The following is a 26,405-nucleotide window of genomic DNA, read 5'->3' as shown; positions in this document are numbered from 1 at the left end:
GGAGCGCAAATGTCAAAAAAAGCTAATTTAACACCGAGGCAAATCGTTGAAAAACTGGATCAGTATATCGTTGGGCAGCGTGAGGCAAAACGGGCAGTGGCAGTGGCTCTTCGGAATCGCTACCGACGTTCCCTTCTCTCGGATCAACTTCGTGATGAAGTCGTTCCGAAGAATATATTAATGATTGGACCGACAGGTGTTGGGAAAACAGAAATAGCTCGGAGAATGGCTAAATTGGTAGGTGCTCCTTTTGTAAAAGTTGAAGCAACAAAATTTACGGAAGTCGGGTATGTCGGCCGTGATGTAGAGTCCATGGTTCGTGATTTGGTTGAGACTTCCGTCCGCCTCGTGAAGGAAGAAAAGATGGCCAGCGTAAAGGAACGGGCAGAAGAAAATGCAAATCGCCGCCTAATAGAGTTATTAGTGCCATCAACAAAAAAACAGAGTAATTTCAAGAATCCTCTTGAAGTCTTTTTTGGAGGCAATAACAATCAAGACGAACAGGACCCGGAAGAAAATTCCGAAGATTTAAGTTTGCAGGAAAAAAGAAAAATCGTCGCTGAAAAGCTGGCTAATGGTGAGCTGGAAAGTGAAATGATAACGGTCGAAGTGGAAGAACAGGCTGCTTCGATGTTTGATATGCTCCAAGGTTCGGGAATGGAACAAATGGGGATGAACATGCAGGACGCTTTAGGAAGCTTGATGCCGAAAAAAAGCAAGAAGCGCAAATTGAAAGTAAGTGAAGCGAGAACCGTATTAACAAATGAAGAAGCGGCAAAATTGATTGATATGGATGAAGTCACTTCAGATGCAGTATACGGGGCTGAGCAAAATGGGATCATCTTCATAGATGAAATAGACAAAATTGCGAGTAAGCAATCTGGAAGTTCATCAGCGGATGTATCAAGAGAGGGTGTCCAAAGGGATATCCTGCCAATAGTTGAAGGTTCAACAGTAGTGACTAAATATGGTTCCGTTAAAACGGATCATGTCCTATTCATTGCTGCAGGGGCCTTTCATATGGCTAAGCCATCCGACCTAATCCCGGAATTACAAGGTAGATTCCCAATTCGTGTAGAATTGAACAAACTGACTGTAGACGACTTTGTACGGATTCTGCATGAACCGGATAATGCCTTGTTAAAACAATATGTTGCTTTATTGGAAACTGAAGGTATAGAAATTGAATTTTCTGACGATGCTGTTCGTAAGATAGCAGAAGTGGCCTTCGAAGTAAATCAAAACACAGACAATATTGGTGCAAGAAGACTTCATACCATTTTGGAACGGTTGCTTGAAGACTTATCGTTTGAAGCTCCGGAAATAACGATGGAGAAGATTACAATTACACCCCAATATGTCGAAGGTAAGCTTGGTTCTATCGCCCGGAACAAAGATTTAAGCCAGTTTATCCTTTAATTAGAAACAATTTTGGCAATGATTTGCCTACGCAATGAACATAAAATTACGGAAATACAACTTCATAGTTATTGTGAACCATGGTATTTTTAGGAGGAACAAATCAAATGAATTTATTAGCAAAAACAAGAAAAATCAATGCAATGCTCCAAAAAGCAGCAGGTAAAGCAGTTAACTTCAAGGAAATGGCTGAGAGTTTAAGTGAAGTTATCGAAGCAAATGTATTCGTCGTCAGCCGCCGCGGGAAATTACTTGGCATCGCGGTAAGTCAGCAAATTGAAAACGAACGCATGTACAAAATGTTGGAAGATAAACAATTCCCTGAAGAGTACACAAAAAACCTGTTCAATATTCCTGAAACCTCTTCGAACCTTGATATCGAAAGCGAATATACTGCTTTCCCAGTCGAAAACAAGGAACTTTTCGCAACTGGATTAACAACGATCGTACCGATTATGGGTGGTGGAGAACGTTTAGGAACATTGGTTCTTGCCCGTTTACAAGAAAAATTTCACGATGATGATTTAATTTTAGCTGAATATGGTGCGACTGTAGTCGGCATGGAAATCCTTCGTGAAAAATCAGAAGAGATAGAAGAGGAAGCTCGTAGTAAAGCTGTCGTTCAAATGGCGATTTCCTCGTTATCTTACAGTGAATTGGAAGCAATAGAGCACATCTTTGAGGAACTTAAAGGTAATGAAGGTCTGCTTGTAGCATCAAAAATTGCGGACCGTGTCGGCATCACCCGTTCCGTTATCGTAAATGCCCTAAGGAAACTGGAAAGTGCAGGGGTCATTGAATCACGCTCTCTTGGAATGAAAGGTACTTATATCAAGGTATTGAACGATAAATTCCTTCTTGAATTAGAGAAGCTTAAAAATAATTAACATATAGAAAGGCAGTCCTTGAAAAAGGGCTGCCTTTTTTTTGATGGCTGTTTTCGTATAGATTGTTGCTTTCTTGAAAACGAGTGGAGCAAATGCTTATTCTTATTTCAGCTGTCAAAATATTTAACGACGTTGAAATGACAAAATGAACAAAAAAAGACCTCAAATAAAAGAGGTCATTTCATATTTTGTCTTATATTTTCAGGAATCATAACTACTTCCGTTTTTAAATCAATAGGTTTGAATGTTTCATCCATGCACTCTTTCCAATACTCTAAATGCTTTTTATCTATCCAGTGGTCTGATTCCTGTACCTCTTGTCCGCCTTGACCTTGAACAGAGTACCAATATAGATACTCATCACCATTTAGATGTTCTCTAAATATAGTTTCAACATACATTTTTTCGCCTTCAAGGGTTATCAGCACATCATTCATATTTTCGTTTAGAAACTTTAACCATTCGTCTACTCGTTCCGATTTACCTTCCTTAACCCTGAATCTTGTTAGTTCTACATTCATATTTCTCCCCCCAATTAATTAGTTATTCTTTTTATATTACATATTTTAGCAGATTTTTGTAAACAGGAAAAAGTATGATAAATAACAACAAACCTTACGAAAACAGCCTTTTTGATATTTGGATGTGTTACTTGTCCCGGACAAGCAGGCAAATGCGGTGAAGGGCAGTGGGAGAAAGGGAAAAGAGGTAATTCAGGTAAAATGGAAATGTGAATATGGGCATGTTTTCTATTAAAAGCAAAATATAGTTAAGTATTTCTTATAAAGGGTAATTATATTATTATAACTGTCGAAATGGTGTAAATGAACGATAGGATAACTTTTTGATTCTTAAAAGACTATCGATAACGGTTTTCAGTCATTAGGGAAATTTGTCGAATGGTTCAACACTTTGATAAAAAGAATTTTTTTCAAAAAAGAAAAAATGCTGTAATCTGTTTCTTTCTTATAAATCATTTATTTAAAAGGGTGAAATCAACTAAAATAAAATAATTATTTGCAAGTAAATATGAAAATTAGTTCTAAAGTATCAGGTATATGGGTTGGTTTTTCGATATGATATAAAAGTTAACAGAAGTAAAATTTGGTTAAAATGTAGAATATCATATTATAATGTAAGATTACGTAATATAATCCTATAATAATACTAAGAAAAAAAGACAAATTAGAGCAATTTGTGACAATTTTCGACGATAATAGGTCTAAAGTCTATGCATTGTTTATGGACATAGTTATAATGTTTCTTTAAAATTAAAACGTAAATCCGCTGGGTTAATTTATTGGTAAAGTGATTATCTGTTAATTATAGAAAGAGGTGATCGATGTGGAATTATTTTCGAATACTTTTCAATCACTAGAAAATGCCCTTGATTATTCTAATGCAAAACAAAAAGTCATTTCACAGAACATAGCCAATTCCGACACGCCTAATTATAAAGCTAAAGATGTCGACAAAACAAAGTCCTTTAAGGCAGAGCTGGAATCCTCCCTCGAGTCATATCGTACCGATGAAAGACATTTTACCTTCAAATCAGAGGGGAGTCATGTTTCTAACATCGTGGTGCAGAAAAATGTCCGATATAACAACAATGGAAATAGCGTGGACATTGATAAGGAAATGACGGATCTTGCTGCCAATCAAATTTACTATAATGCAGTAACCGACAGGCTTTCGGGTAAGTTTCAATCATTGCAGAATGTAATTAGAGGAGGTAAGTGATGGGGATCTTCCAAAGTATAAACATGACCGGATCTAGCCTGACGAGTCAAAGGGTTAGGATGGATGTAATCTCTGCTAATATGGCTAATGCCGATACGACCAGGGCGGAATATGACGCTGAATCGAAAACATGGAAGCCATACACAAGAAAATCGGTTGTGTTGCAAAGTAAGGAAAACGGTTTTTCGAGTTTCTTAAACGCAGCATCCGGAAAAGCGAGCGAAGTAGGGAATGGAGTGAAGGTGACTGGAATAGTAGAGGATAAAACACCTTTTGAACTGGATTACAATCCCGACCATCCTGATGCCAATGAAGATGGTTATGTCGAAATGCCAAATGTCGACCCGCTAAGGGAAATGGTTGATTTAATGAGTGTCACACGTTCATACGAAGCGAATGTGACAGTTCTAAATGCATCAAAGGGAATGATGATGAAAGCTTTGGAAATCGGAAAATAAAATTTTGAAAGGAGAAGTTGTCATGGAGAGGATTTCTCTTTCGGCAGTGAACCATGCAAATCATGTACTGAAAAAAGAGCAAAGCAATACTAATACACCATACGAAGCACAGAGGGATTTTGCGTCGGTATTAAAAGAATCAATGAATAAAGTCAACGAAACACAAGTGACATCTGATGACCTTACAACCAAATTGGTTAATGGAGAGGATGTTGAGCTTCATTCGGTGATGATAGCTTCACAAAAAGCAAGTGTTACCATGCAGGCTACATTAGAGGTTCGGAATAAGGTTGTGGAAGCCTACCAGGAAATGATGAGAATGAGTATATAGCATTCATTTTTTAACCTCATAATATAGAGAAAAATGACCAGGGGGAAAAGAAATCCCCCAATCATAAATTCATAGACTGACCGGGGGATTTAAATGAATGAAGTACTAGTGAATTTTAAAAACAAAATAACTGCTTACTGGACGAGCCGCAGTAAGAACCAAAAAATCATGATGGTTGGTTCAGCGACATTAATTATCATCATCATCACGGCGGTTTCAATTTTAACCACGCGTACGACGCTGGTGCCCTTATACTCCAACTTAACTCCATCGGAAACGGGGAGCATTAAAGAAAATCTAGACAGTCAAGGGATTATGAATGAAGTTTCTGAAAATGGAACGACCATAAAAGTTCCTGAAGAAAGACTGGATTCACTTAAAGTGGAACTGGCAGCAGAAGGAATTCCGGAATCGGGCAGCATCGACTATTCCTTTTTTAGTCAGAGTGCCGGTATCGGCATGACTGAAAATGAATTCAATGTCATTAAATTGGACTCGATGCAAACGGAATTGGCCAATTTAATAAAAAAGATTGATGGAGTGGAAGATGCCAGTGTCATGATCACTCTTCCTGATGAAGGAGTTTTTGTCAGTGATTCAGCTGGGGAAGCGTCAGCATCCATTGTATTGAATACGAAACCCGGTTATAAATTTGAGGAAAGTCAAATCAATTCCCTTTACCATCTTGTCTCAAAAAGTGTTCCGAAACTCCCTACAGATAATATCGTCATTATGAACCAAGAGTTTGAGTACTTCGATCTTGAAAAACAAAACCCTTCTTTTGCGTCCGCATTTGCTTCCCAAAACGAAATAAAAAAAGAGATAGAACGCGATATTCAAAGACAGGTACAAAATATGCTTGGAACGATAATGGGAAGAGACAAAGTCGTAGTTTCAGTCACGACAGACATCGATTTCACCCAAGAGAATCGGGAAGAGAATTTAGTTGAACCGGTCGATGATGAAAATATGGCCGGGATTGAGATTTCTGCGCAAAGAATCAATGAATCGTATAGTGGGGACGCGGCAAGTGCAGGAGGCGTTCCGCAAAGTGAGGATTCCTCAGATTCATTGGGAACCCAATATACTGAAGGCACAAAAGGTTCCGGTGATTATGAAAAAGTGGATGAAACGATAAATAGTGAAGTGAACCGAATCAAGAAAGAAATAGTCGAAAGCCCATATAAAGTTAAAGATTTAGGTATTCAAGTTATGGTCGAACCGCCTACAGCTGACGATCCGAATTCTTTATCTCAACAGAGTGTGGATGATATTACACAAATCCTAGGTACGATAATACGCACGACAATCGAGAAAAAGGCTGAAGGGGAAGAACTGACGGACGAGGAGCTTAATAATAAAATTGCGATTTCCGTTCAGCCGTTTAACGGAAAAATGAAGGTGCAAAAAGATGAAACGAATCCTTCGTTACCAATATGGGCGTACATCGTCGGCGGAGTGCTAATACTTGCCATTATCATTCTATTAATCTTATTCCTCCGTTCCCGAAAACAAGCTGAAATGGAAGAGGAGTACGTAGTTGATGAGGAAGAGGTCGTATTCGAAGTTCCGGATTTGAACAAAGAGAAGGAAACGGAAGCATCCTTAAAAAGAAAACAATTGGAGAAACTTGCAAAAGAAAAGCCGGATGAATTTGCAAAATTATTAAGAAGCTGGATAGCGGAAGACTAGGAGGCTTGGAAAGTGACAGAAAGAAAAAAAAAGGCCGGATTGACTGGCAAACAGAAAGCTGCCATCCTCCTTATTTCTTTAGGACCGGATGTTTCTGCATCCGTATATAAGCATCTTACTGAAGAGGAAATTGAGAGATTGACCCTTGAAATCTCTGGAGTGAGGAAAGTGGACTCCCGTGATAAAGAAGAAATCCTGGAAGAATTCCATAATATTGCTTTGGCACAGGATTACATCTCACAGGGCGGGATAGGATATGCGAAGCAGGTACTGGAAAAGGCATTAGGCACTGATCAGGCGACCGCCATCATTAACCGTTTAACATCATCCTTACAGGTTCGTCCATTCGACTTTGCACGAAAGGCAGATCCTGGACAAATCTTGAATTTCATCCAGAACGAGCATCCGCAGACCATTGCATTAATCCTTTCTTACCTTGATCCCACACAGGCTGGACAAATATTGTCTGAACTTCCGCAAGAGGTGCAGGCCGATATTGCAAGAAGGATTGCATTAATGGATAGCACTTCTCCGGAAATCATCAATGAAGTGGAGCAAATACTCGAAAGGAAACTTTCTGCGACCGTTACCCAAGATTATACACAGACTGGTGGAGTTGAAGCTGTTGTAGATGTGTTGAATGGTGTTGACCGCTCAACGGAAAGAACGATCTTGGATGCACTTGAAATCCAAGATCCGGAGCTTGCTGAGGAAATCAAGAAACGAATGTTTGTTTTTGAAGATATCGTGACCCTTGATGGCAGGGCGATTCAGCGAGTAGTCAGGGAATCTGATAACGAAGACCTTAAACTTTCTCTTAAAGTGGCTAGTGATGAAGTGAAGGAAATCGTCTTCCGTAACATGTCAAAACGCATGGTTGAAACGTTCCAGGAAGAGATGGAATTTATGGGACCGGTACGTTTGCGTGATGTGGAAGAAGCACAATCAAGAATTGTTTCCGTCATTCGGAAACTGGAAGAAACTGGTGATATTGTGATAGCCCGCGGCGGAGGGGATGATATCATTGTCTAGGATTATCAAATACCAGCAGGCTAATCAGGATAAAAACAAAAAGATTGCAATAAAAGTTCGACCTTTCGATTTTCTTCAAAATGATGATGCAGATGAGCGGAAAAACTTTCATTATCTTCAATCTGATGAATTTCTCAATGATGCTAAACAGGAAGCGGAAACTTTATTGCTCGAAGCTAAACAAAAAGCCCAAGCGATTGCTGCTGAAATCCAGCAAGACCGAGAACAATGGGAGAATCAAGAGAAAGCAATGTTTATCGAACAAGCTCAAAAAGAAGGGTATCGGCAGGGAGTAGAAGATGGTATTCAAAACGGGTATAACGAGATTGCAGCGGAAATTGCCTTCGCTAAGGAAGTGGTAGAGTCTTCTAAAAAAGATTATCGGCACCACATTGAATCATCTGAAACGGTTATTTTGAATCTTGCCCTGAAAGTGGCAGAGAAAATTATCGGGCAACAGCTTGAAAAAGATGAAGTGTCTTTTTTATCGATAGTCAAAAGAGCCATCAAAGAGGTGAGGGATAACCGTGAAGTGCAATTGCATATCCATCCGATCCAATATCAATCGATTCTTTCTCATAAAGATGAATTGATGGCAATCTTTCCGAAAGATACCGAGTTGTACATCTTTCCGGATGATGAGCTTGAAGAAAGCAGCTGTATCATCGAATCCGAAAACGGAAGGATGGATGCCAGTGTCGACAGTCAGCTGCAGGAAATTAAAGTGAAACTAACTGAATTGCTGGAAGGGGAGTAGTGATGAAAACTAGAGACCTATTGGCCTTAGTTGATGAGGTTGATCCTTTCAAACATTATGGACGGGTCAAACGTGTCGTGGGGTTAATGATAGAATCTCAAGGCCCTGAAAGCACTGTAGGCGATGTTTGTTATATCTATACAGGTATACAAAAAAAGAAAAATCGAATCTTGGCCGAAGTTGTCGGCTTCCGTGATGAAATGGTTATTTTAATGCCGTTTACAGGAGTTAATGATATTGCACCGGGTTGTATAGTGGAAGGGAGCGGACGGAGCCTTGAGATAAAGGTGGGAAGTGGGCTAATTGGCAAAGTAGTCGACCCATTGGGACATCCTATAGATGACTCCAAGCTTCCAAAAGGTCTCGCGACAATTTCTGTGGATCAAGATCCGCCGAATCCGATGAAACGACCTCCCATTAATGAGCCGATAGATGTAGGAGTTCGAGTGATTGATAGTTTATTAACAGTTGGAAAAGGACAGCGAGTTGGTATCTTTGCAGGGAGCGGTGTCGGGAAAAGCACGTTGCTTGGAATGGTGGCAAGGAATACGACGGCGGACTTAAATATAATCGGTCTTATTGGAGAACGAGGCCGTGAAGTTCGGGAGTTCATTGAGAAAGATCTTGGACCAGAAGGGCTGGCACGATCAATCGTTGTAGTGGCGACATCTGACCAGCCGGCGTTGATGAGGATAAAGGGTGCTTTGACGGCAACTGCCATCGCTGAATATTTTCGTGATAAGGGATTGAATGTGATGCTGATGATGGATTCGGTCACAAGGGTTGCGATGGCCCAAAGGGAAATTGGGCTTGCCATTGGTGAACCGCCGACGACCAAGGGGTATACGCCATCCGTTTTTGCCATCCTTCCAAGGTTACTCGAAAGAACGGGAACAAATCAGCTGGGTACCATTACAGCTTTTTATACAGTTCTCGTCGACGGTGATGATATGAATGAACCGATTGCTGATGCTGTCAGGGGGATTTTGGATGGTCACTTCATACTGGACCGTAACTTGGCCAATAAAGGACAGTTTCCAGCGCTTAATGTATTAAAGAGCATTAGTCGTGTCATGAACAATATTGTTGGTGAAAAGCATAAAAACGCTGCAGAAAAATTGCGGACAAGTTTATCAACCTATATGGAGTCGGAAGATTTGATAAATATAGGAGCTTATAAGAAGGGTTCTTCCAAACAAATTGATCATTCTATTTCACGCTATCCGGACATCATTTCATTTTTAAAGCAAGGAACCCATGAAAAAGCTTCTAAAGATAATAGTATCAACGCCCTTGTCGAATTGATGGAGAAAGGTGATTAATGATGATTTATCAATATAAATTCGAGAAGATCCTGTCCATCAAAGAAAAAGAAAAAACCGATGCACTAGCTAAATATAATGCTGCTTTAAAAAAATTTGAAGAAGTGGCAGAAAAATTATATACGCTTTTAAAGAAAAAAGAAGAGTTGCTTGAGTTTCAACAGGAGAAGCTGCGAAATGGATTATCCGTTCAGGATATTCGTCATCATCAGTTATTTATGGGCAATTTGGAAAAACTCTTAAGCCTCTGTCAACAGGAAGTCATTGAAGCGCGATACAAGATGAATACTCAACGGGATATATTAATGGAAAGAAATATCGAGGTTAAAAAGTACGAGAAAATGAAAGAGCATGATTTTCTTGAATTTCTCGATGTCATGAAGGAAGCTGAGAACAAAGAAATGGATGAAATATCTATCCGGCAATACTTAAGCAAAGGCGTAAGGTGATGGAATGCGTAAAAAAAGTGAATCTAATGAATTGGAAGAAAACAAGATAAGCAAGTTTCAATGGTTTCTTGTCATCTTCATTCCATTAATCTTTACGGTAACTGTAGCGTTGATCGTTTATACAGTTGCAGGGGGAAATGTAGTGGAAAAGGCAAAGGAAATGTCGGCGCAAATACCCTTCATTGAATCGGATCAAAAGGCTGAAGAGAATGATAAACGAGCGAAGAATGATGAGAAAGTTTCCATGAAGCTCGAAAAATTAGTAACCGAGATTGAAAATAAGGAAAAAGAGATAGAAAAGCTTGAGGGCATCATTGATACACGTGACAAGGCCATTGCGAAGGCAGAAGCGGAAAAACAGCAGCTTCAAACAGAAATGAATCAACTTAAGGATAGTCAGAATAATAGTAAACAAGCGTTCAAAGATATAATCCGTACTTATGGATGGCTCCCAAGAGAGCTGCACCTATCATTACAGAAATGAATGATGAAGATGCAGTGGAAATTCTCTCAAGTATGAAAGCAGCCACTTTAGCTAAGGTTTTGGAGCAAATGACAACAGCTGATGCTGCAAGATTAACGAAGAAACTAACGGAACAAAGTTCTTAAGGGGAAAGAGTGAGGAGGTGAATAGATGAATTCAGCTATTAATTCTTTACTTCCTTTGGCATCATTGAATCAAAAGGTACCAATTAAGGCAAATCAGCAAACTAATTCGGGGTTTGGTTCCGTCCTTCAATCAGCCATGGGGACAGAACCCCCCATTCCATCGGATATGGCAGGCATCACTGAAGGACGAATATCTGTAATAAAGGAATTGCTTGTTTTTTTGAAACTTGAAAGGTTGAGTGATACAGGGGAAGAGAGTGCAGCGGTTGCCCCTGCAGTAAACCAACTAGACAACAACCATATTTTCCAGCTCCTAACAAATGTAGCGGGAAATGATGAGGATGCCCTTGCTGATTTCTTAGCGAGCATCGAGGAACTGGATATAGAACAAGAAGTGGATGACTTCAGCCTGAATTCACAAAGTTTGTTATCTGCCAATGGCATGGACCTGTATACAATCCTGAATAAAGTTACTGCATTGAGCGAAGAAGAATGGCAAGAACTTCCCTTATCTGGTGTAGTGAATCTTTTGAAACTGGTGAAAATTCAAGCACTTCTCTCGGAGAATAAGGATATGACACAAGATGAAGCAGCCATCCAGAAACAAATGAAACGCCTGCTTGAAGGGATAACGGGAAAGCATGAGAAATGGCTGTCCAATCAGTCTAAATCAGAAATTCACCGATCTTTTAACACGTTGGAGAAAGGGCAAACTAAAGCCATAGAAACATTGAAAAGCGCATTCTCGCAATTATCCGGGAGTGACAAGGTAAATAAGGACGGGACAATGGGCAGCGGTGTGACTTTGCAAAGTACGGATAGCGGTAAACATCAAGGGCCTGGTATGCCTTTTCTCATGACAAAGCTGGAACAATTCGTCTTGGCAGCTCCAAAAGGTGAGCAAACCGTCAGTCAAGAAGAGTTTGTTAAGCAATTTGAAAATATTTTAAGTAAGGCTAACTTTAGCGGAACTAACGGTGTAAATAAACTGTTGATCAGATTGAATCCTGAACATTTAGGGTCCCTAAGAATCGAGTTGATTCAAAAGGATGGTATGCTGTCAGCCAAGATTCTGGCTACTACTGCCCAGGTCAAAGATATGCTGGAGAATCAGATTCATGGTTTAAAACAAGCCTTTAGCGGACAAAACATTCAAATTGAAATATCACAGGCCTTCAATGCTTTTAACTCTGAGAAATTCAGCCAGAAAGATGCGGAAGAACATAATGAACAACAGGAGAGTAAGGAAGAAAACAATGATGAGACGGAAAGCGAGTTTATGGGATCCCTTGCCGATGCTCTGTTGAATCTGGAAGTGTAGGTGAAAAAATGACGACCATCGATACGTCGCTATTATTACCAAAATCTCAAACTGAAAACAGAAAAGCCGGGGATGCATTGGGAAAAGATGATTTCTTGAAATTGTTGCTTACCCAGCTTCAAAACCAAGATCCTTCAAGTCCGATGGATAATACGGAATTCATTGCCCAAATGGCAACTTTTTCTTCTCTGGAACAGATGATGAATATGGGAGCCCAATTGGAAGAAATAATTGGGATCAATCAACAAAATAGTTTAATGAACTATAACTCTTTTGTAGGAAAGGAAGTAACTTGGCACAAATTGGATGAAGGCGATGAAGACCTTGCGATAGAAGAAGGGACAGGCATCGTTAAATCCATCCAATATAAGGGGGATGGTGTTTATTTTCTTTTAGAAGATGGCACAAAGCTTGAACCCGCAAATATTTCGGCAATGAAACAAACAAGTTCCACGGCAAATAGCCTGACGGCGGCAAGTGAATTAATAGGCAAGCGCGTTTCCTGGATGGACGAAAAAAGTGGAGAGTCGTCCGCTGTCGTAATCTCGGTATCCATGAGTAATGGCAAGCTGCAAATTGAAGTGGATGATGAAAACAAAACCAAGTTATCATCAGAGCAATTGATAAAAATCGCTGAAGCTTAAGGGGCAGGGATATGAATAAACTTGGTTTTCAAGCAGATTCCGCTCAAGCGATGTCACAAACCAAATTACAGTTTAGGCAAAGGGCAAATGATCCCACAAGGCTTTCGACAGCATTTTCAAGCTGCTGTCTCCACAAATGAAAATTAGACCGTTAGTAAACATGCTCAATTACGGATGAGTCAAAGGAATATAAATATAGCACCGCAAACTTGGGACAAAATAGCCCATAAAGCCAATTGGGCCAAAAAGATGGGTGTAACCGAAGCTCTTTTCATTACAGCTAATGCGGCACTCATAGTAAGCACGGAAAACAACAAGGCCTTCACGGTCATGGACAGAGATGAAGCAACATCACAAATTTTCACGAAAATCAATGGAACCATAATTATAGATAAATAGGCTGGACCTGGAAAAGGAAGCCTGGACTGCGGAATGACGGAAGCAGTCGTTATATGAAAGGGGAGCTTTTACATGCTTCGTTCAATGTATTCGGGAATAAGCGGATTGAAAAACTTACAGACAAAATTGGATGTTATCGGTAATAACGTTGCAAATGTCAATACATATGGCTTCAAAAAAAGCCGTGTGACATTCAGTGATGCGATGAACCAAACGGTATCTGGTGCAAGCGCAGCAACAGCCAATAAAGGCGGAACCAATTCCAAACAAATTGGATTGGGCTCCACGATTGCTACAATCGATACGATCCATACACAGTCAAGCCTGCAAACCACCGGCCGCGATCTTGATTTAGGGATATCCGGTGATGGCTATTTTGTCGTCAAGCAAGGTGATTCTCTTTCATATACACGTGCAGGTAACTTTTATCTGGATGATAATGGTACGCTTGTAAACGCGAATGGTTTGAAAGTACAGGCATACAAGATTGATGAAAACGGGAAACGATCAAAAACGATTGGCGACGTTGCTGTTAACGTCAATGCGATTTTACCTGCCATCACCACTACTAAAATATCAGTAAGTGGAAATCTAGCTTCTGAGGCAATTGATGGTACCGTATTTAGCCAGCAGATGAAAGTTGTGGATGAAAAGGGAAAAGAACAAACGGCAACTATCTATTTCCAAAAAAACGGTGATGATAAATGGGAGCTTTTTGATGAAGAACCTGCTGCTTTGGGGGATACCTCAGCAACTAAACCAAAGCCGTTCACTTCAGTGAATTTCGATGCTAATGGTCAGATTGTGACAGCGGATAAAACCCAGGCAGGTCAAACCATTAACATTTCAAGCGGCAATGAGGATGACTCGGATACAGCAGTTGATGAAAGCGTTCAAAAAGTTAATTTGGATTTTGATTTCTCGAACCTCACTCAAGTTAAAGGTTCCACTACTGCTCTTGTCAATCCGGATGGTAATAAAGAAGGTAAACTGGAAAGTTTTAATATTGGTTCATCAGGGGAAATAAATGGCGTTTATTCCAATGGACTTATCACAACCTTAGGCCAACTGGCCGTTGCCAAGTTTTCCAATGCATCAGGCTTGACGAAAACGGGTGGTAATACTTTTCAGGAATCAATCAATTCAGGTACTGCAAACATCAATATCGCAGGTGAGGGGCGCGGTGTGATTGCATCAGGTTCATTGGAAATGTCCAATGTGGATTTATCTGAAGAATTTACTGAAATGATCGTTGCTCAACGTGGTTTCCAGTCGAATTCCAGGATCATTACGACGTCGGATGAAATTTTACAGGAATTAGTTAATTTAAAACGATAGGTTAAGGGAGGGAGGAGCCAGGTCTTTTGCTCTGGCTCCTAAATATCATTATCAAAGTCAGAAGGCTCAATGGAAAATGCGTTCATATAAATGCATTGTACATAGATACAGTAGAGTCATTGCCAGATACGACGATTACTTTTACAAATGGTAAGAAAATCGTTGTGCTAGAGAAGGAAGAGGAACTGGTTGAAGCTATCATACAATTTTATCGGACCGTTAATGTTCTCGGTTTTCGTAAGGATGTGGAGGTAAGTTCATGAAAAAAAACTTATTGACTATTATGTTGATTATACTCGTGGCTATAACGCTTGTTGGTGTCATAGCGGTCGTGGTCGTTACAAAGTTATCTGATCCCACATCTGCCAAAGATAAACCTAGCATTGACGAAATTGTGCAATCATCAGTGGAGGTTCCTGAAATTACTACGAATCTTGCCGGCAATGATTATATTAAAATCTCATTTATGGTCCAAACAGAAAATAAAAAAGCAAAAGAAGAGTTGGAAAAAAGAAATTTTCAAGTGAAGAATATCATCATTACCGAACTATCCGAAATGAAAGCGGAAGATTTAACCGGTAAAAAAGGCAAGGAAGAGCTTCAGGAAGCTTTAAAGACTAGAATGAATGAATTAATGGAAGAAGGAAAGGTTGAAAAGGTTTATATAACTTCCTCGATTCTGCAATGAGAACATCCTTGCTTCATTAAATAAGAAGGGGAAGCTTTGGAGGTGAGTGTTAATGTCCGGGGAAATATTATCGCAAAATGAAATCGATGCTTTGTTATCGGCCATTTCCACAGGGGAAATGGATGCAGATGATTTAAAAAAAGAAGAAGTAGAAAAAAGAGTGAAAGTATACGACTTTAAAAGGGCGCTTCGGTTTTCAAAGGATCAAATCCGGAGTTTGACTAGGATACACGAGAACTTTGCCAGGCTGCTGACCACATACTTTTCTGCTCAGCTCAGAACATATGTCCAAATATCCGTTGCTTCTGCAGATCAAATACCATACGAAGAATTTATCCGATCGATTCCGAAAATGACCATCATGAATGTTTTTGAGGTACCGCCCTTGGATGGCCGAATCATTCTTGAGGTCAACCCGAATATCGCCTATTCCATGATGGATCGCGTTTTGGGCGGGCGGGGCATAAGCGTGAATAAGGTGGATAGTTTAACGGAAATAGAAACGAAAATCATGTCGAATTTATTCGAGAAGGCTTTTGGAAATTTACAGGAGGCTTGGGGAACGATTGTTGAAATCGAACCGGTGATGACTGAGTTCGAGGTGAATCCACAATTCCTGCAACTGGTTTCGCCTAACGATACAGTTGTGGTCATTTCCTTGAATACACAAATCGGCGAAACGAGCGGAATGATTAATGTTTGCATTCCTCACGTCGTATTGGAACCAATCATACCAAAGTTGTCCGCTCATTATTGGATGGAAAATTCCCAAAAGGAAAAAATCCCGGAGGAAATCATGATTTTGGAAAAGCGTATCCGAAACGCAGATCTTCCCATTATATCTGAACTTGGTTCCACTGACATCACCATCGAGGACTTTTTGCTGCTTGATGTTGGCGATGTCATCGATTTAAATAAGTCGATCAATGAACCTTTGACGATTACCATTGGAGGAATCCCAAAATACAGCGGGCAGCCAGGAAAAGTAGGAAAAAAACATGCTATCCAGATTCTTGATATTTTGAAAGGGGGAGACGAAGATGGTAAGTGATGGAATGCTTTCACAAGACGAGATAGATGCCCTTTTAAAAGGTACAGGTGATATAGAGGATGAGGTGTTCCCTCTTTCGATTGACGATTATTTATCAATGATGGAACTCGACACCCTCGGTGAAATTGGTAATATCTCCTTCGGAAGTTCGGCCACTGCCCTATCCACGTTGTTGAATCAGAAAGTGGATATCACCACCCCGATGGTTACTTTAATTGAAAGGGGACAGATTGCGGAAGAATTCCCGCATCCATACGTAGCGATTCAAGTGCAATATACAGAAGGTTTTTCAGGTATAAATATGCTGGTAATCAAGCAGAGCGATGCAGCTATCATTGCAGATTTGATGCTTGGCGGAGATGGGGGGAATCCTTCTGACCTGCTTGGGGAAATTCAATTGAGTGCTGTCCAGGAAGCCATGAACCAAATGATGGGTTCTGCTGCGACATCCATGTCGACCATTTTCAGTAAAAAAGTGGATATTTCACCACCTAGCGTAGATTTACTTAACTTTTTAAATGGTGTTGGTGAAAATGCGATACCTGACGAGGATTTATTTGCAAAAATCTCGTTCCGCCTCCGTGTCGGTAACTTAATTGACTCCAGCATTATGCAATTGTTGCCGTTAGAGTTTGCTAAAGGGTTGGTTTCTGAATTATTAAATGGGACGGGCGAAAGCCAACCTGCCGATATGAATACGCAAAAAGCACAGAGTGATCCAGAAATGAACATTCCGACTCAGGAGCCTGCACCATTCCAGGATAACCGGACTGATCGATCGGTAAATGAAACTTATGGACAAGGCGGTCATCAAACTCAACCCATGAACCAAATACCGAATGTACCACAACATTTTGGAGTTTCATCCGTACCAACAGGACAGCCGGTGAATGTTCAGCCTGCCAGTTTCACTAGTTTCCAGCCTTATCAGCTTCAGGAGCCAGAAACGAAAAATCTCAGCATGCTGATGGATATCCCCTTGCAAGTGACTGTGGAACTTGGAAGAACGAAACGCTCCGTAAAGGATATTTTGGAGCTTTCCTCCGGATCGATCATCGAATTGGATAAATTAGCAGGAGAGCCAGTGGATATCCTGGTAAACAGCCGCTTGATAGCAAAGGGTGAGGTAGTGGTGATCGATGAAAACTTTGGAGTGCGTGTTACCGATATCATGAGCCAAAGTGAACGATTAAATAAAATAAAATAATTTGGGGGACGAAAATAATGGCTAATAAAATTTTAATTGTGGACGATGCAGCATTTATGAGAATGATGATAAAGGATATCCTTTCTAAAAATGGTTTTGAAATAGTCGGGGAAGCAGCAGATGGCGCCCAAGCAGTGGATAAATATAAAGAAACCGATCCGGATCTTGTAACGATGGATATTACCATGCCCGAAATGGATGGTATTACAGCGTTAAAGGAAATTAAAAAGATAAATCCTCAAGCTAAGGTCATCATGTGTTCAGCGATGGGGCAGCAAGCCATGGTCATCGATGCGATCCAGGCGGGTGCAAAAGACTTTATCGTGAAGCCATTCCAGGCAGACCGTGTTTTGGAAGCCATAAATAAAGCATTAAGTTAAGAAGGTGTCTACATATTGGTATTAATTAAAAAATGGCTTCGGTTCTCACTGATGATAGCAGTAGTCTTCTCTGGGGCCATACAGGCCCATGCGGAAGATCTTGAAAAAACAGTGAAGGATGTTTATGAACAGCCAGGTGATTTAAAGGTGGATAAAGGTGAATCAATAGACTCGAAATCTACCAAACAGGCAACGAATCCTGAGAAAGTGGGGATAACCGTTTGGGAGTTTCTGAGGATGATATTTGCTACTATTTTTGTAGTGGCCCTTCTATATAGCCTATTAAAGTTCATTAATAAAAAAAGTAAATCGTATCAAAAGGCAAATTCAGTGGAGAATTTAGGCGGTACGGGTCTTGGTGCAAACCGTTCTGTTCAGCTTGTTAAGGTCGGCGGTCGAATATTGGTGATCGGGGTCGGCGAAAATATTCAGCTTTTGAAAGAAATAGATGATCCCGAGGAATATGAACAGCTTTTGAAAGATCACAACGATAAGATCGATCAAATGATCCAACCTGGGGAACTTGCAATGAAGTTGAAAAATAAGTGGTTGAAGAAAAGCGGTTCCGAAACCGCTAGTTTCTCTGCAGAGTTCAAAAATCAACTTGATCAAATGTCTGATAGCAGGAAAAAGCTAATAAAGGAGCTTGATAGGAAAGGAAGAGACAATGAATGAATGAGTTCATGGAGTTTTTTAATAACAGTGATCCCACTAATGTCTCTACTTCCGTCAAACTTGTTCTTCTGATGACTGTCTTATCGCTGACTCCAAGCATATTGATCTTGATGACCTGTTTTACAAGAATCATCATTGTCCTGAGCTTTGTGAGAACATCGCTAGCTACACAGCAGATGCCGCCGAATCAGGTGTTGGTCGGCTTGGCACTTTTCATGACATTTTTCATAATGGCACCGACTTTTCAGGAAGTGAATGAAAAGGCATTAACCCCATTATTTAATGAAGAGATAGATTTAGAAGAGGCATATGTACATGCCTCGATACCATTCAAGGAATTCATGAGTGCCCATACAAGGCAAAAGGATCTGGCGTTATTTTTGGATTATGCCAAGGTGGATAAGCCTGAAACGATACAGGACATTCCCTTGACTGCCTTTGTACCTGCTTTTGCAATCAGTGAAATCAAAACAGCTTTTCAAATTGGCTTCATGATTTTCATTCCCTTTTTGGTTATTGATATGGTCGTTGCAAGTGTTCTGATGTCGATGGGGATGATGATGTTGCCGCCAGTCATGATTTCCCTGCCATTTAAAATCCTCCTTTTCATTCTTGTTGATGGATGGTATTTAGTGGTGAAGTCTTTATTACAGAGTTTTTAAGCAGGTGAGAAAAAATGAGTGCAGATTTTGTTATTAATATAGCAGAAAAAGGAATTTATATGGTATTGATAATTGCTGGCCCATTGATGGTAATCGCTCTTATTGTAGGACTAGTAGTAAGCATCTTTCAGGCGACTACACAGATTCAGGAACAAACCTTGGCATTTGTTCCGAAAATCGTCGCAGTCTTATTGGGACTCATTTTATTGGCTCCATGGATGCTGAGCCACCTATTATCATATGCAAATGAAATTTTCGGCAATCTGAATCGATTTGTAGGGTAGGGCATGGAGGAATTATTTCCGCACTTTCCCGCCTTTTTATTAATTGTAGTCCGGGTCACTACGTTTTTCGTGGCCATGCCGATTTTTTCGTACCGTTCAATACCGGTGCAACATCGGGTCGGGCTTGGAATCTTCCTTGCCTGGATCATGTATTACACCATCGATGCTCCGGTTCTGGAATTGGATGTGACGTTTTATTTATTGATCATGAAGGAAGCGCTTGTTGGCCTTTTCATTGGGTTTGCAGCGTATTTGATTTTGTCGGCCGTTCAAGTCGCTGGCGGATTGATTGATTTCCAAATGGGTTTTTCAATAGCGAATGTCATCGACCCCCAAACGGGGGTACAAAGCCCGTTGATGGGACAATACCTTTATACGGTCGCTTTATTATTCCTATTGAGCACTAACGGTCATCATTTGCTTTTGGATGGAATTTTTTATAGTTATCAGTTCATCCCGATTGACCAATTATTTGTACCATTCGGAGATCATGCACTGATAGAATATTTGGCCAAAGCTTTCAGCAAAGCTTTCATGATTGCTTTTCAAATGTCCATACCTGTAGTGGGAAGTATTTTCCTAGTGGATGTCACGCTGGGGATCCTTGCCAGGACAGTCCCTCAATTAAATGTGTTCGTTGTCGGAATTCCAGTGAAAATCATTGCCGGCTTAGCGGTTATCATACTGGTAATGGGGATGATGCTGACAGTTGTCACCCGACTCTTCAATTTCTTGCTTTTGGCCATGCGTCATCTAATGCAGTTGATTGGAGGCGTTTGATGTGGGGATGTTTCAGTTGGATTTGCAGTTTTTCGCAGGTGAGAAGACCGAAAAGGCGACTCCCAAAAAACGTCAGGATTCGAAGAAAAAAGGTCAGGTGGCAAAGAGTCAGGATGTAAATACCTCTGTGAATTTACTTGCAGTGTTTTCAGTATTATTGCTTATGGGACCGTACATGTATAATCATCTGCTCGGTCTCATGAAAGAATATCTGCAACATTTTACCTTGAATGGATTCAACGAGGAAAATATGCAAATTATCATGATCGAGGTTTTAAAGGAGATGGGCCTTATCCTGGGACCCGTTTTCGCAGCAGCGTTAGTGGCTGGGATATTGGCTAATGTCATGCAAGTCGGATTTTTGTTTTCGACTGAATCCATTCAGTTCAAACTTGAAAAATTGGATCCCATTAAAGGATTCAAGCGTATTTTTTCAATGAGGGCCATTGTTGAATTATTGAAATCCATTCTTAAAATAGCATTTGTTGGTTTTGTTGCCTTTTATGTACTATGGCAGCGCATGGATGAGATTATGATCTTATCACAGATTTCTGTGGAAGAAGCAATGGCAACATTGGCGGATATTACGATAAAGGTAGGATTTTATGCCGCCGTGGCTTTATTGTTCATTGCTCTATTAGACTATTTGTATCAAAAATATGACTTTGAAAAAAACATCCGGATGTCCAAACAGGATATTAAGGATGAGTATAAAAATTCCGAAGGGGACCCGCTCATCAAATCCAAGATAAAGCAAAAGCAGAGGCAGATGGCCGCTCAAAGAATGATGCAGGAAATTCCCAATGCGGATGTCGTCATCACCAACCCGACGCATTTTGCCATTGCTTTAAAATATGATGAAGAAAAAGCTGAGGCTCCGTATGTAGTGGCAAAGGGCGTTGATTTTGTTGCGCAGAAAATTAAATTCATTGCTAAAGAAAATGATGTGATCATGGTGGAAAATCGGCCTTTGGCCAGGTCTTTATATGATCAAGCTGAATTAGGTCAGGCGATACCCGAAGAGTTCTTTAAGGCGGTCGCTGAAATACTGGCCTTTGTATATAAAACCAAAGGTAAACTGTAAAGAAGTAATAGGGTAACCCGCTAGTTAGGAGAGAAAAAAACATGCGAGCAAGAGATTTAGTTGTTATATCGAGCGTCATCATGATCGTTGCCATGTTGGTCATTCCATTGCCAACGTGGTTGTTAAGTATTTTACTCCTATTAAATATCTCTCTTGCGTTGCTGGTTCTATTGACTACGATGAATATGAAAGAACCTCTCGAATTTTCAATCTTTCCTTCCCTGCTCCTTTTACTGACGTTGTTCAGGCTAGGGTTGAATGTTTCCACGACTCGTGCCATTTTGACCTATGGTGATGCTGGGGGAGTTGTAGAAACCTTTGGGTCATTTGTAGTCGGCGGTAACGTGCTTGTAGGATTAGTTGTATTCATCATTTTGGTCATCATCAATTTCATCGTCATCACAAAAGGTTCCGAACGGGTCTCGGAGGTGGCGGCAAGGTTTACGCTGGATGCGATGCCAGGGAAACAGATGGCCATCGATGCAGATTTAAATGCGGGGATGATTTCCGAAAACGAAGCACGTGCCAGAAGGGAAAAAATCAGTAACGAAGCGGACTTTTATGGATCCATGGATGGAGCGAGTAAGTTTGTAAAAGGGGACGCCATAGCGGGCATCATCATTGTCATCATTAACTTGATTTTCGGTATGATCATTGGCGTCATGCAATTGGACATGAGCTTTGGAGAGGCAGCCGTCCATTTTTCCATGTTATCGGTTGGTGACGGTATCGTGAGTCAGGTCCCTGCTTTATTGATTTCTACAGCTACGGGAATAGTTGTAACCCGGGCTGCCTCGAATGGAAACCTCGGAGCGGATATTGTTGAACAGTTATTTCAATTTCCCAAAATGCTTTACCTAACAGCAGCAACCATATTCCTTTTAGGGTTATTCACTCCCATTTCTGACTTATTCACCATTCCGATTGCTGCTTTATTAGTCGTTGGAGGGTATACGATTTCAAGGATTCCAAAGCAGGACGAAAGTGAAATACTAGAAATGGAAGAAGTGTTGGAAACCGATGAAATGAAAAGTCCAGAAAGCGTCGTTAACCTTTTAAGTGTAGACCCGATCGAATTTGAGTTTGGATATGGATTGATTCCGCTTGCGGATGCCAATCAAGGGGGAGACCTGCTGGAACGGGTCGTCATGATCCGCAGGCAGCTTGCGATTGAATTGGGGCTCGTGATCCCAGTTGTCAGAATACGTGATAACATTCAGTTGAATCCCAATGAGTATCGGCTGAAGATTAAAGGAAGCGTCATGGCAAAGGGGGAATTGCTCCTTAATCATTTCTTGGCCATGAGTCCAGGGATGGAGGATGATTCAATAGAAGGAATCGATACGATAGAACCGTCTTTCGGTTTACCGGCCAAGTGGATCACGGATGACATGAAAGAACACGCCGAGTTATTGGGTTATACAGTTGTGGACCCGCCAAGCGTTGTATCCACTCATTTGACGGAAGTCATAAAGGCCAATGCGCAGGAATTATTGGGCAGGCAGGAAACGAAACAATTGATCGATCATCTTCACGAATCGGCACCTATACTGGTGGGGGAAGTCACTCCGAATCCTTTGTCTATAGGAGATGTACAAAAGGTATTGGCAAAATTATTGAAGGAAAAAGTTTCAATAAGGAACTTACCGATCATTTTCGAAACACTTGCTGATTATGGCAAGTTATCGACTGACACAGATTTGCTTACTGAGTATGTAAGGCAGAATTTAGCCAGACAAATAACGAATTCTTTTATTACGGAAGAAAATAGAATTAAAGTCATAACATTATCGGGGAAAGTGGAGAAGACCATCGCGGATGCTGTACAGCAAACCGAACATGGTAATTTTTTATCATTGGATCCAACTCTATCGCAATCCATATTGGAGGCCATTGCAGCCAAATTGGACGAGCTGACCCTAATGGATCATCAACCGATCTTACTCTGCTCTCCGGCAGTAAGGATGTATGCCCGGCAATTAACTGAACGTTATTTTCCTAATGTACCGATTCTTTCATACAATGAACTCGAATCGAATGTAGAAGTACAAAGTGTAGGGGTGGTGAATTTCGATTGAAGGTAAAGAAATATTTGGCACCTACAATGAACGAGGCAATGAAGCGAATAAGGGAGGAACTAGGCAGTGATGCGGTAATCTTAAGTTCAAAGGCTGTATATACTGGTGGCTTCTTAGGGTTATTCAAGAAGAGGAATATTGAAGTCATTGCAGCCGTGGACCCCATGCCCCAGTCTATCCAAACCATAACCAAACAAAAATCGAAGAAGTTGCCATCAAAGCTGGAAATGGCAAGTCATGATCTTGAACCTAATGAAGGCAATAGGGAAAGTGCTGACTTATTAAAAGAAATCGAAGGTTTGAAAGATATGATAAAGAGCTTGCAAGTCCATTCACCTGATCGAAAATATCCGGGGAAACTGCAGAAAATGCATGAATACCTAACCGAGCAGGAAGTGGATCGTTCACTTCGGTCCAAAATCATGGATGAACTTCTTGAAAAATGGTTCGTTTTTAAACAGCTATCCACTGATGAAGAGGTTCAAGTTTGGTTGGAAGAAGCCATGTTCGGGATTTTGGAAAAGGTCGATAATGGAAAAACCGGCCTGCAAAAAAAGTATATTAATTTTGTTGGCCCGACAGGTGTGGGAAAGACGACGACCCTGGCAAAAGTGGCTGCAGAAACCATGTTGAAGCATGATAAAAAGGTGGCTTTCATTACGATGGATACGTACAGGATTGCTGCAATAGATCAACTTAAGACATATGCCAAGATCTTAAACGTTCCCATAGAAGTGGCTTATAATCTGGAAGACTTCAAAAGGGCGGCTGAACGCTTCTCCCATTATGATTTTGTTTTTATTGATACGGCCGGAAGGAATTTCCGTAACGCGCAATATGTTAAGGATCTTAATGAAATCATCCATTTTACAGATGAGATGGAAACCTATTTAGTGCTGTCATTGACTTCTAAACAGAAGGATATGGAAGATATTTATCGACAGTTTGCTTCCATACCGCTTAAACAGGTCATTTTTACAAAAGCGGACGAAACTTCCACTTTCGGGCCTGTATTCAATTTTATACACACTCATAAATTAGGTGCTGCCTATATAACAGATGGACAGAATGTACCGGACGATATTGAAATAGCTACATCATCACAGCTAATGAAAATGGTTTTTGGGGCTAAAAAATATGAAAGATCAAGCTGAGAATTTACGAAGAAGATTGGAAGCCCGCCAAAATCAATCAATGGCCAAAACAATCGCCGTTTTAAGCGGTAAAGGTGGAGTGGGAAAATCAAACTTTTCTTTGAATTTTTCGATTGCTTTATCCCAAAGAGGGAAAAAGGTACTGTTGTTCGACATGGATATCGGTATGGGGAATATTGATATTTTGATCGGGGAACACTCGCCCTGCAGTATTATTGATTTTTTTGAAAAAGAATGTAGGTTGAAGGATATCATCATGTCAGGACCGGGAAATATTTCAATCATTACAGGCGGAACAGGGATGACGAATCTCTTTTCACTTGATGAAGATAAGTATACCCGCTTTAATGCAGAATTCAGTTTATTGCTGGCAAATTACGATTTTATCTTATTTGATATGGGTGCAGGCATCACCGAGGATTCCGTGAAATTCCTGTTATGTGTGGATGAAATGGTCGTTATCACGACGCCTGAACCTACTTCCATCATGGATGCATATTCCGCAATGAAATATATTCATTCAGTAAACAAAGAAATTCCATTCTTACTAGTTTGCAATCGTGTTTTCTCGAGTAAGGACGGCAAAGAAACGATTAACCGGCTACAAAATGCGCTAGTGAAATTTTTAGGTTCTGAAGCTGTAGCACTAGGTTACTTGCCAGATGATAGAATCGTACCCAAATCTGTTGCCAAACAAATGCCCTTTCTCCTTTTCGATTCTGAAGCTGATGTATCCAAAGCGATCATGGACATTGCTTCGAGATATGCAAATCATTCATTTGGGGAAGAATTGACTTTGCAAAAAAGCCGTTTCCTCCAAAATATGAAGAGATATTTTTTGGGAAAGTAGGTCTCCTTCTATGGATAGAGTAAAAGTGCTGATAGTGGACGATTCTGCATTTATGAGAAAGTTAATCTCAGAGTTTTTGGCAGAAGATAGCAGGATGGAAATCATCGGGACTGCCAGGAATGGAATAGATGCCATAGAAAAAATAAAGACTTTAAAACCCGATGTCGTTACTTTGGATGTGGAAATGCCGATTATGGACGGGTTGGAAGCATTAAACCGGATCATGAATGAATGTCCAACCGCTGTAGTCATGTTATCAAGCACAACAAAAAAAGGAACGGAAAATACATTTGCCGCCATGAACAGCGGAGCCTTTGATTTTGTGGCTAAACCTTCGGGAGCCATTTCATTGGACTTACATAAAATCAAGAAAGAACTCCATGAAAAAGTTATGGCTGCCAGCCGGGCAAATGTTCACAAACTAGAAAAAAATGCGAGAAATATTGAAAGATGCCTTTCCGTTTGGGGAGAATATAGTAATATAGATTCAATAGTTTCGTCAATAAACGAAAAAAACCGAAGAAAATGGTTCTATGGATATAAAAAAATAATAGTCATCGGTACATCAACAGGAGGCCCGAGAGCTCTGCAGACTGTCTTGACAGGACTCCCAGAAGACATTGATGCTCCTATACTCATTGTCCAGCATATGCCCCCCGGTTTCACAAAATCCTTGGCAACACGCCTGAATTCGTTATGCAAGATTAAAGTGAAGGAAGCTGAAGAGGGAGAACTGATTCAAAAAGGTGTCGCCTACATCGCACCTGGAGGTTATCACTTGAAAGTGAGGAAAGTCGGAATGAGCTGGGCAATCCTTTTGGATCAATCCGAATTGCGTAATGGACATCGCCCGTCGGTTGATGTGCTAATGGAATCGGTGAGTGAAATGAATGGTTATGCGAAAATAGCCGTTATCATGACCGGGATGGGGATGGATGGGTCAAAGGGGCTTACCAAGCTTAAACATAAGGGTCCTTTAAAAGCGATAGCCGAATCACAGGAGACTTCAATCGTTTTTGGTATGCCTAAGGCGGCAATCAATACCAAGTTAATAGATAGCATAGAGGATGTAGAAAAAATAGCTAGAGCGGTAATAAGCTATTGTTAACACGTG

At 40.6% G+C, this 26,405-nt stretch carries 30 protein-coding genes and 1 pseudogene; 30 read left to right on the top strand and 1 reads right to left on the bottom strand.

The features are described 5' to 3' along the window. The first annotated feature begins 9 nt into the window (after positions 1-9). Positions 10-1,419: an ATP-dependent protease ATPase subunit HslU gene (hslU, locus tag AC3WLU_RS10445; protein WP_048684871.1), complete on the top strand. Its 1,410-nt coding sequence runs from the start codon at positions 10-12 to the stop codon at positions 1,417-1,419. A gap of 107 nt (positions 1,420-1,526) precedes the next feature. Further along, positions 1,527-2,306: a GTP-sensing pleiotropic transcriptional regulator CodY gene (codY, locus tag AC3WLU_RS10440; protein ID WP_057278408.1), complete on the top strand. Its 780-nt coding sequence runs from the start codon at positions 1,527-1,529 to the stop codon at positions 2,304-2,306. Between the two features lie 176 nt (positions 2,307-2,482). Here the strand turns inward: codY and AC3WLU_RS10435 are convergent, their stop codons facing one another. After that, the gene (locus tag AC3WLU_RS10435) at positions 2,483-2,827 is read right to left on the bottom strand and encodes a DUF6176 family protein (RefSeq protein WP_098865178.1); all 345 of its coding nucleotides are present in this window, start codon (positions 2,825-2,827) and stop codon (positions 2,483-2,485) included. A gap of 823 nt (positions 2,828-3,650) precedes the next feature. Here AC3WLU_RS10435 and flgB point away from each other — a divergent pair. The 28 genes and pseudogenes from flgB (at position 3,651) to AC3WLU_RS10295 (ending at position 26,399) form a co-directional block, all read left to right on the top strand. After that, complete coding sequence (gene flgB, locus AC3WLU_RS10430; RefSeq protein WP_413000497.1) at positions 3,651-4,046, top strand: flagellar basal body rod protein FlgB; 396 nt, start codon at positions 3,651-3,653, stop codon at positions 4,044-4,046. Continuing rightward, a complete protein-coding gene (gene flgC, locus AC3WLU_RS10425; protein ID WP_413008783.1) occupies positions 4,046-4,504 on the top strand; it encodes a flagellar basal body rod protein FlgC in 459 nt (152 codons plus the stop codon). Before flgB ends, flgC begins: the two co-directional genes overlap by 1 nt. A gap of 22 nt (positions 4,505-4,526) precedes the next feature. Next, on the top strand, positions 4,527-4,835 hold the full coding sequence (fliE, locus tag AC3WLU_RS10420; protein WP_413000493.1) for a flagellar hook-basal body complex protein FliE: 309 nt from the start codon (positions 4,527-4,529) through the stop codon (positions 4,833-4,835). A 93-nt stretch (positions 4,836-4,928) separates the two neighbouring features. After that, complete coding sequence (gene fliF, locus AC3WLU_RS10415) at positions 4,929-6,527, top strand: flagellar basal-body MS-ring/collar protein FliF (protein WP_492597241.1); 1,599 nt, start codon at positions 4,929-4,931, stop codon at positions 6,525-6,527. A 12-nt stretch (positions 6,528-6,539) separates the two neighbouring features. After that, positions 6,540-7,559 (top strand): flagellar motor switch protein FliG, encoded by a 1,020-nt coding sequence (fliG, locus tag AC3WLU_RS10410; protein ID WP_262869229.1) that lies wholly within the window; start codon positions 6,540-6,542, stop codon positions 7,557-7,559. Next, complete coding sequence (fliH, locus tag AC3WLU_RS10405) at positions 7,552-8,316, top strand: flagellar assembly protein FliH (RefSeq protein ID WP_413021471.1); 765 nt, start codon at positions 7,552-7,554, stop codon at positions 8,314-8,316. Before fliG ends, fliH begins: the two co-directional genes overlap by 8 nt. Before the next feature lie 2 nt (positions 8,317-8,318). Then, complete coding sequence (gene fliI, locus AC3WLU_RS10400) at positions 8,319-9,638, top strand: flagellar protein export ATPase FliI (RefSeq protein ID WP_492597240.1); 1,320 nt, start codon at positions 8,319-8,321, stop codon at positions 9,636-9,638. Further along, the gene (fliJ, locus tag AC3WLU_RS10395; protein WP_413000485.1) at positions 9,638-10,087 is read left to right on the top strand and encodes a flagellar export protein FliJ; all 450 of its coding nucleotides are present in this window, start codon (positions 9,638-9,640) and stop codon (positions 10,085-10,087) included. Before fliI ends, fliJ begins: the two co-directional genes overlap by 1 nt. 4 nt (positions 10,088-10,091) lie before the next feature. Next, positions 10,092-10,571, top strand: a complete 480-nt coding sequence (locus tag AC3WLU_RS10390) for a MotE family protein (RefSeq protein ID WP_492597239.1) — start codon at positions 10,092-10,094, stop codon at positions 10,569-10,571. Then, on the top strand, positions 10,532-10,696 hold the full coding sequence (locus tag AC3WLU_RS10385; protein ID WP_492597238.1) for a magnesium transporter MgtE N-terminal domain-containing protein: 165 nt from the start codon (positions 10,532-10,534) through the stop codon (positions 10,694-10,696). The genes AC3WLU_RS10390 and AC3WLU_RS10385 overlap by 40 nt, the downstream gene beginning before the upstream one ends. Before the next feature lie 25 nt (positions 10,697-10,721). Then, the gene (locus AC3WLU_RS10380) at positions 10,722-12,017 is read left to right on the top strand and encodes a flagellar hook-length control protein FliK (RefSeq protein WP_492597237.1); all 1,296 of its coding nucleotides are present in this window, start codon (positions 10,722-10,724) and stop codon (positions 12,015-12,017) included. An 8-nt stretch (positions 12,018-12,025) separates the two neighbouring features. Beyond that, positions 12,026-12,661 (top strand): flagellar hook assembly protein FlgD, encoded by a 636-nt coding sequence (flgD, locus tag AC3WLU_RS10375; RefSeq protein ID WP_283930302.1) that lies wholly within the window; start codon positions 12,026-12,028, stop codon positions 12,659-12,661. A 162-nt stretch (positions 12,662-12,823) separates the two neighbouring features. Next, positions 12,824-13,060, top strand: a pseudogene (locus tag AC3WLU_RS10370) (TIGR02530 family flagellar biosynthesis protein); the annotation flags it as partial. A 72-nt stretch (positions 13,061-13,132) separates the two neighbouring features. Then, complete coding sequence (locus AC3WLU_RS10365) at positions 13,133-14,398, top strand: flagellar hook protein FlgE (RefSeq protein WP_492597236.1); 1,266 nt, start codon at positions 13,133-13,135, stop codon at positions 14,396-14,398. Positions 14,399-14,424: 26 nt separating this feature from the next. Next, on the top strand, positions 14,425-14,661 hold the full coding sequence (locus tag AC3WLU_RS10360) for a flagellar FlbD family protein (RefSeq protein ID WP_413000473.1): 237 nt from the start codon (positions 14,425-14,427) through the stop codon (positions 14,659-14,661). Beyond that, positions 14,658-15,086, top strand: coding sequence for a flagellar basal body-associated protein FliL (fliL, locus tag AC3WLU_RS10355; protein WP_492597235.1), 429 nt, complete (start codon positions 14,658-14,660; stop codon positions 15,084-15,086). The genes AC3WLU_RS10360 and fliL overlap by 4 nt, the downstream gene beginning before the upstream one ends. A gap of 52 nt (positions 15,087-15,138) precedes the next feature. Beyond that, the gene (gene fliM / locus AC3WLU_RS10350) at positions 15,139-16,137 is read left to right on the top strand and encodes a flagellar motor switch protein FliM (protein WP_413008803.1); all 999 of its coding nucleotides are present in this window, start codon (positions 15,139-15,141) and stop codon (positions 16,135-16,137) included. Beyond that, a complete protein-coding gene (gene fliY, locus AC3WLU_RS10345; RefSeq protein WP_492597234.1) occupies positions 16,127-17,344 on the top strand; it encodes a flagellar motor switch phosphatase FliY in 1,218 nt (405 codons plus the stop codon). Before fliM ends, fliY begins: the two co-directional genes overlap by 11 nt. A gap of 17 nt (positions 17,345-17,361) precedes the next feature. After that, positions 17,362-17,724, top strand: coding sequence for a chemotaxis protein CheY (gene cheY, locus AC3WLU_RS10340; protein ID WP_413000468.1), 363 nt, complete (start codon positions 17,362-17,364; stop codon positions 17,722-17,724). A 15-nt stretch (positions 17,725-17,739) separates the two neighbouring features. After that, a complete protein-coding gene (locus AC3WLU_RS10335; protein ID WP_440438619.1) occupies positions 17,740-18,399 on the top strand; it encodes a flagellar biosynthetic protein FliO in 660 nt (219 codons plus the stop codon). Next, positions 18,396-19,061, top strand: a complete 666-nt coding sequence (gene fliP, locus AC3WLU_RS10330) for a flagellar type III secretion system pore protein FliP (protein ID WP_492597233.1) — start codon at positions 18,396-18,398, stop codon at positions 19,059-19,061. The genes AC3WLU_RS10335 and fliP overlap by 4 nt, the downstream gene beginning before the upstream one ends. A 14-nt stretch (positions 19,062-19,075) precedes the next feature. Then, on the top strand, positions 19,076-19,345 hold the full coding sequence (gene fliQ, locus AC3WLU_RS10325) for a flagellar biosynthesis protein FliQ (protein WP_492597232.1): 270 nt from the start codon (positions 19,076-19,078) through the stop codon (positions 19,343-19,345). A gap of 3 nt (positions 19,346-19,348) precedes the next feature. Then, positions 19,349-20,125, top strand: a complete 777-nt coding sequence (gene fliR / locus AC3WLU_RS10320; protein ID WP_492597231.1) for a flagellar biosynthetic protein FliR — start codon at positions 19,349-19,351, stop codon at positions 20,123-20,125. Positions 20,126-20,132: 7 nt separating this feature from the next. Further along, positions 20,133-21,209, top strand: a complete 1,077-nt coding sequence (gene flhB, locus AC3WLU_RS10315) for a flagellar biosynthesis protein FlhB (protein ID WP_413009000.1) — start codon at positions 20,133-20,135, stop codon at positions 21,207-21,209. 41 nt (positions 21,210-21,250) lie between these two features. Then, the gene (gene flhA / locus AC3WLU_RS10310; RefSeq protein ID WP_492597230.1) at positions 21,251-23,287 is read left to right on the top strand and encodes a flagellar biosynthesis protein FlhA; all 2,037 of its coding nucleotides are present in this window, start codon (positions 21,251-21,253) and stop codon (positions 23,285-23,287) included. Beyond that, positions 23,284-24,441, top strand: a complete 1,158-nt coding sequence (gene flhF / locus AC3WLU_RS10305) for a flagellar biosynthesis GTPase FlhF (protein ID WP_492597229.1) — start codon at positions 23,284-23,286, stop codon at positions 24,439-24,441. Before flhA ends, flhF begins: the two co-directional genes overlap by 4 nt. Beyond that, the gene (locus AC3WLU_RS10300) at positions 24,425-25,291 is read left to right on the top strand and encodes a MinD/ParA family protein (protein WP_492597228.1); all 867 of its coding nucleotides are present in this window, start codon (positions 24,425-24,427) and stop codon (positions 25,289-25,291) included. Before flhF ends, AC3WLU_RS10300 begins: the two co-directional genes overlap by 17 nt. Positions 25,292-25,301: 10 nt before the next feature. Then, the gene (locus AC3WLU_RS10295; RefSeq protein ID WP_492597227.1) at positions 25,302-26,399 is read left to right on the top strand and encodes a protein-glutamate methylesterase/protein-glutamine glutaminase; all 1,098 of its coding nucleotides are present in this window, start codon (positions 25,302-25,304) and stop codon (positions 26,397-26,399) included. The last annotated feature ends 6 nt before the right edge of the window (positions 26,400-26,405 follow it).

The sequence above is a fragment of the Peribacillus sp. FW305-BF15 genome, assembly GCF_058783805.1.
The sequence above is the reverse complement of the archived record's forward strand: the minus strand, read 5'-3'. Positions and strand labels throughout refer to the sequence as shown.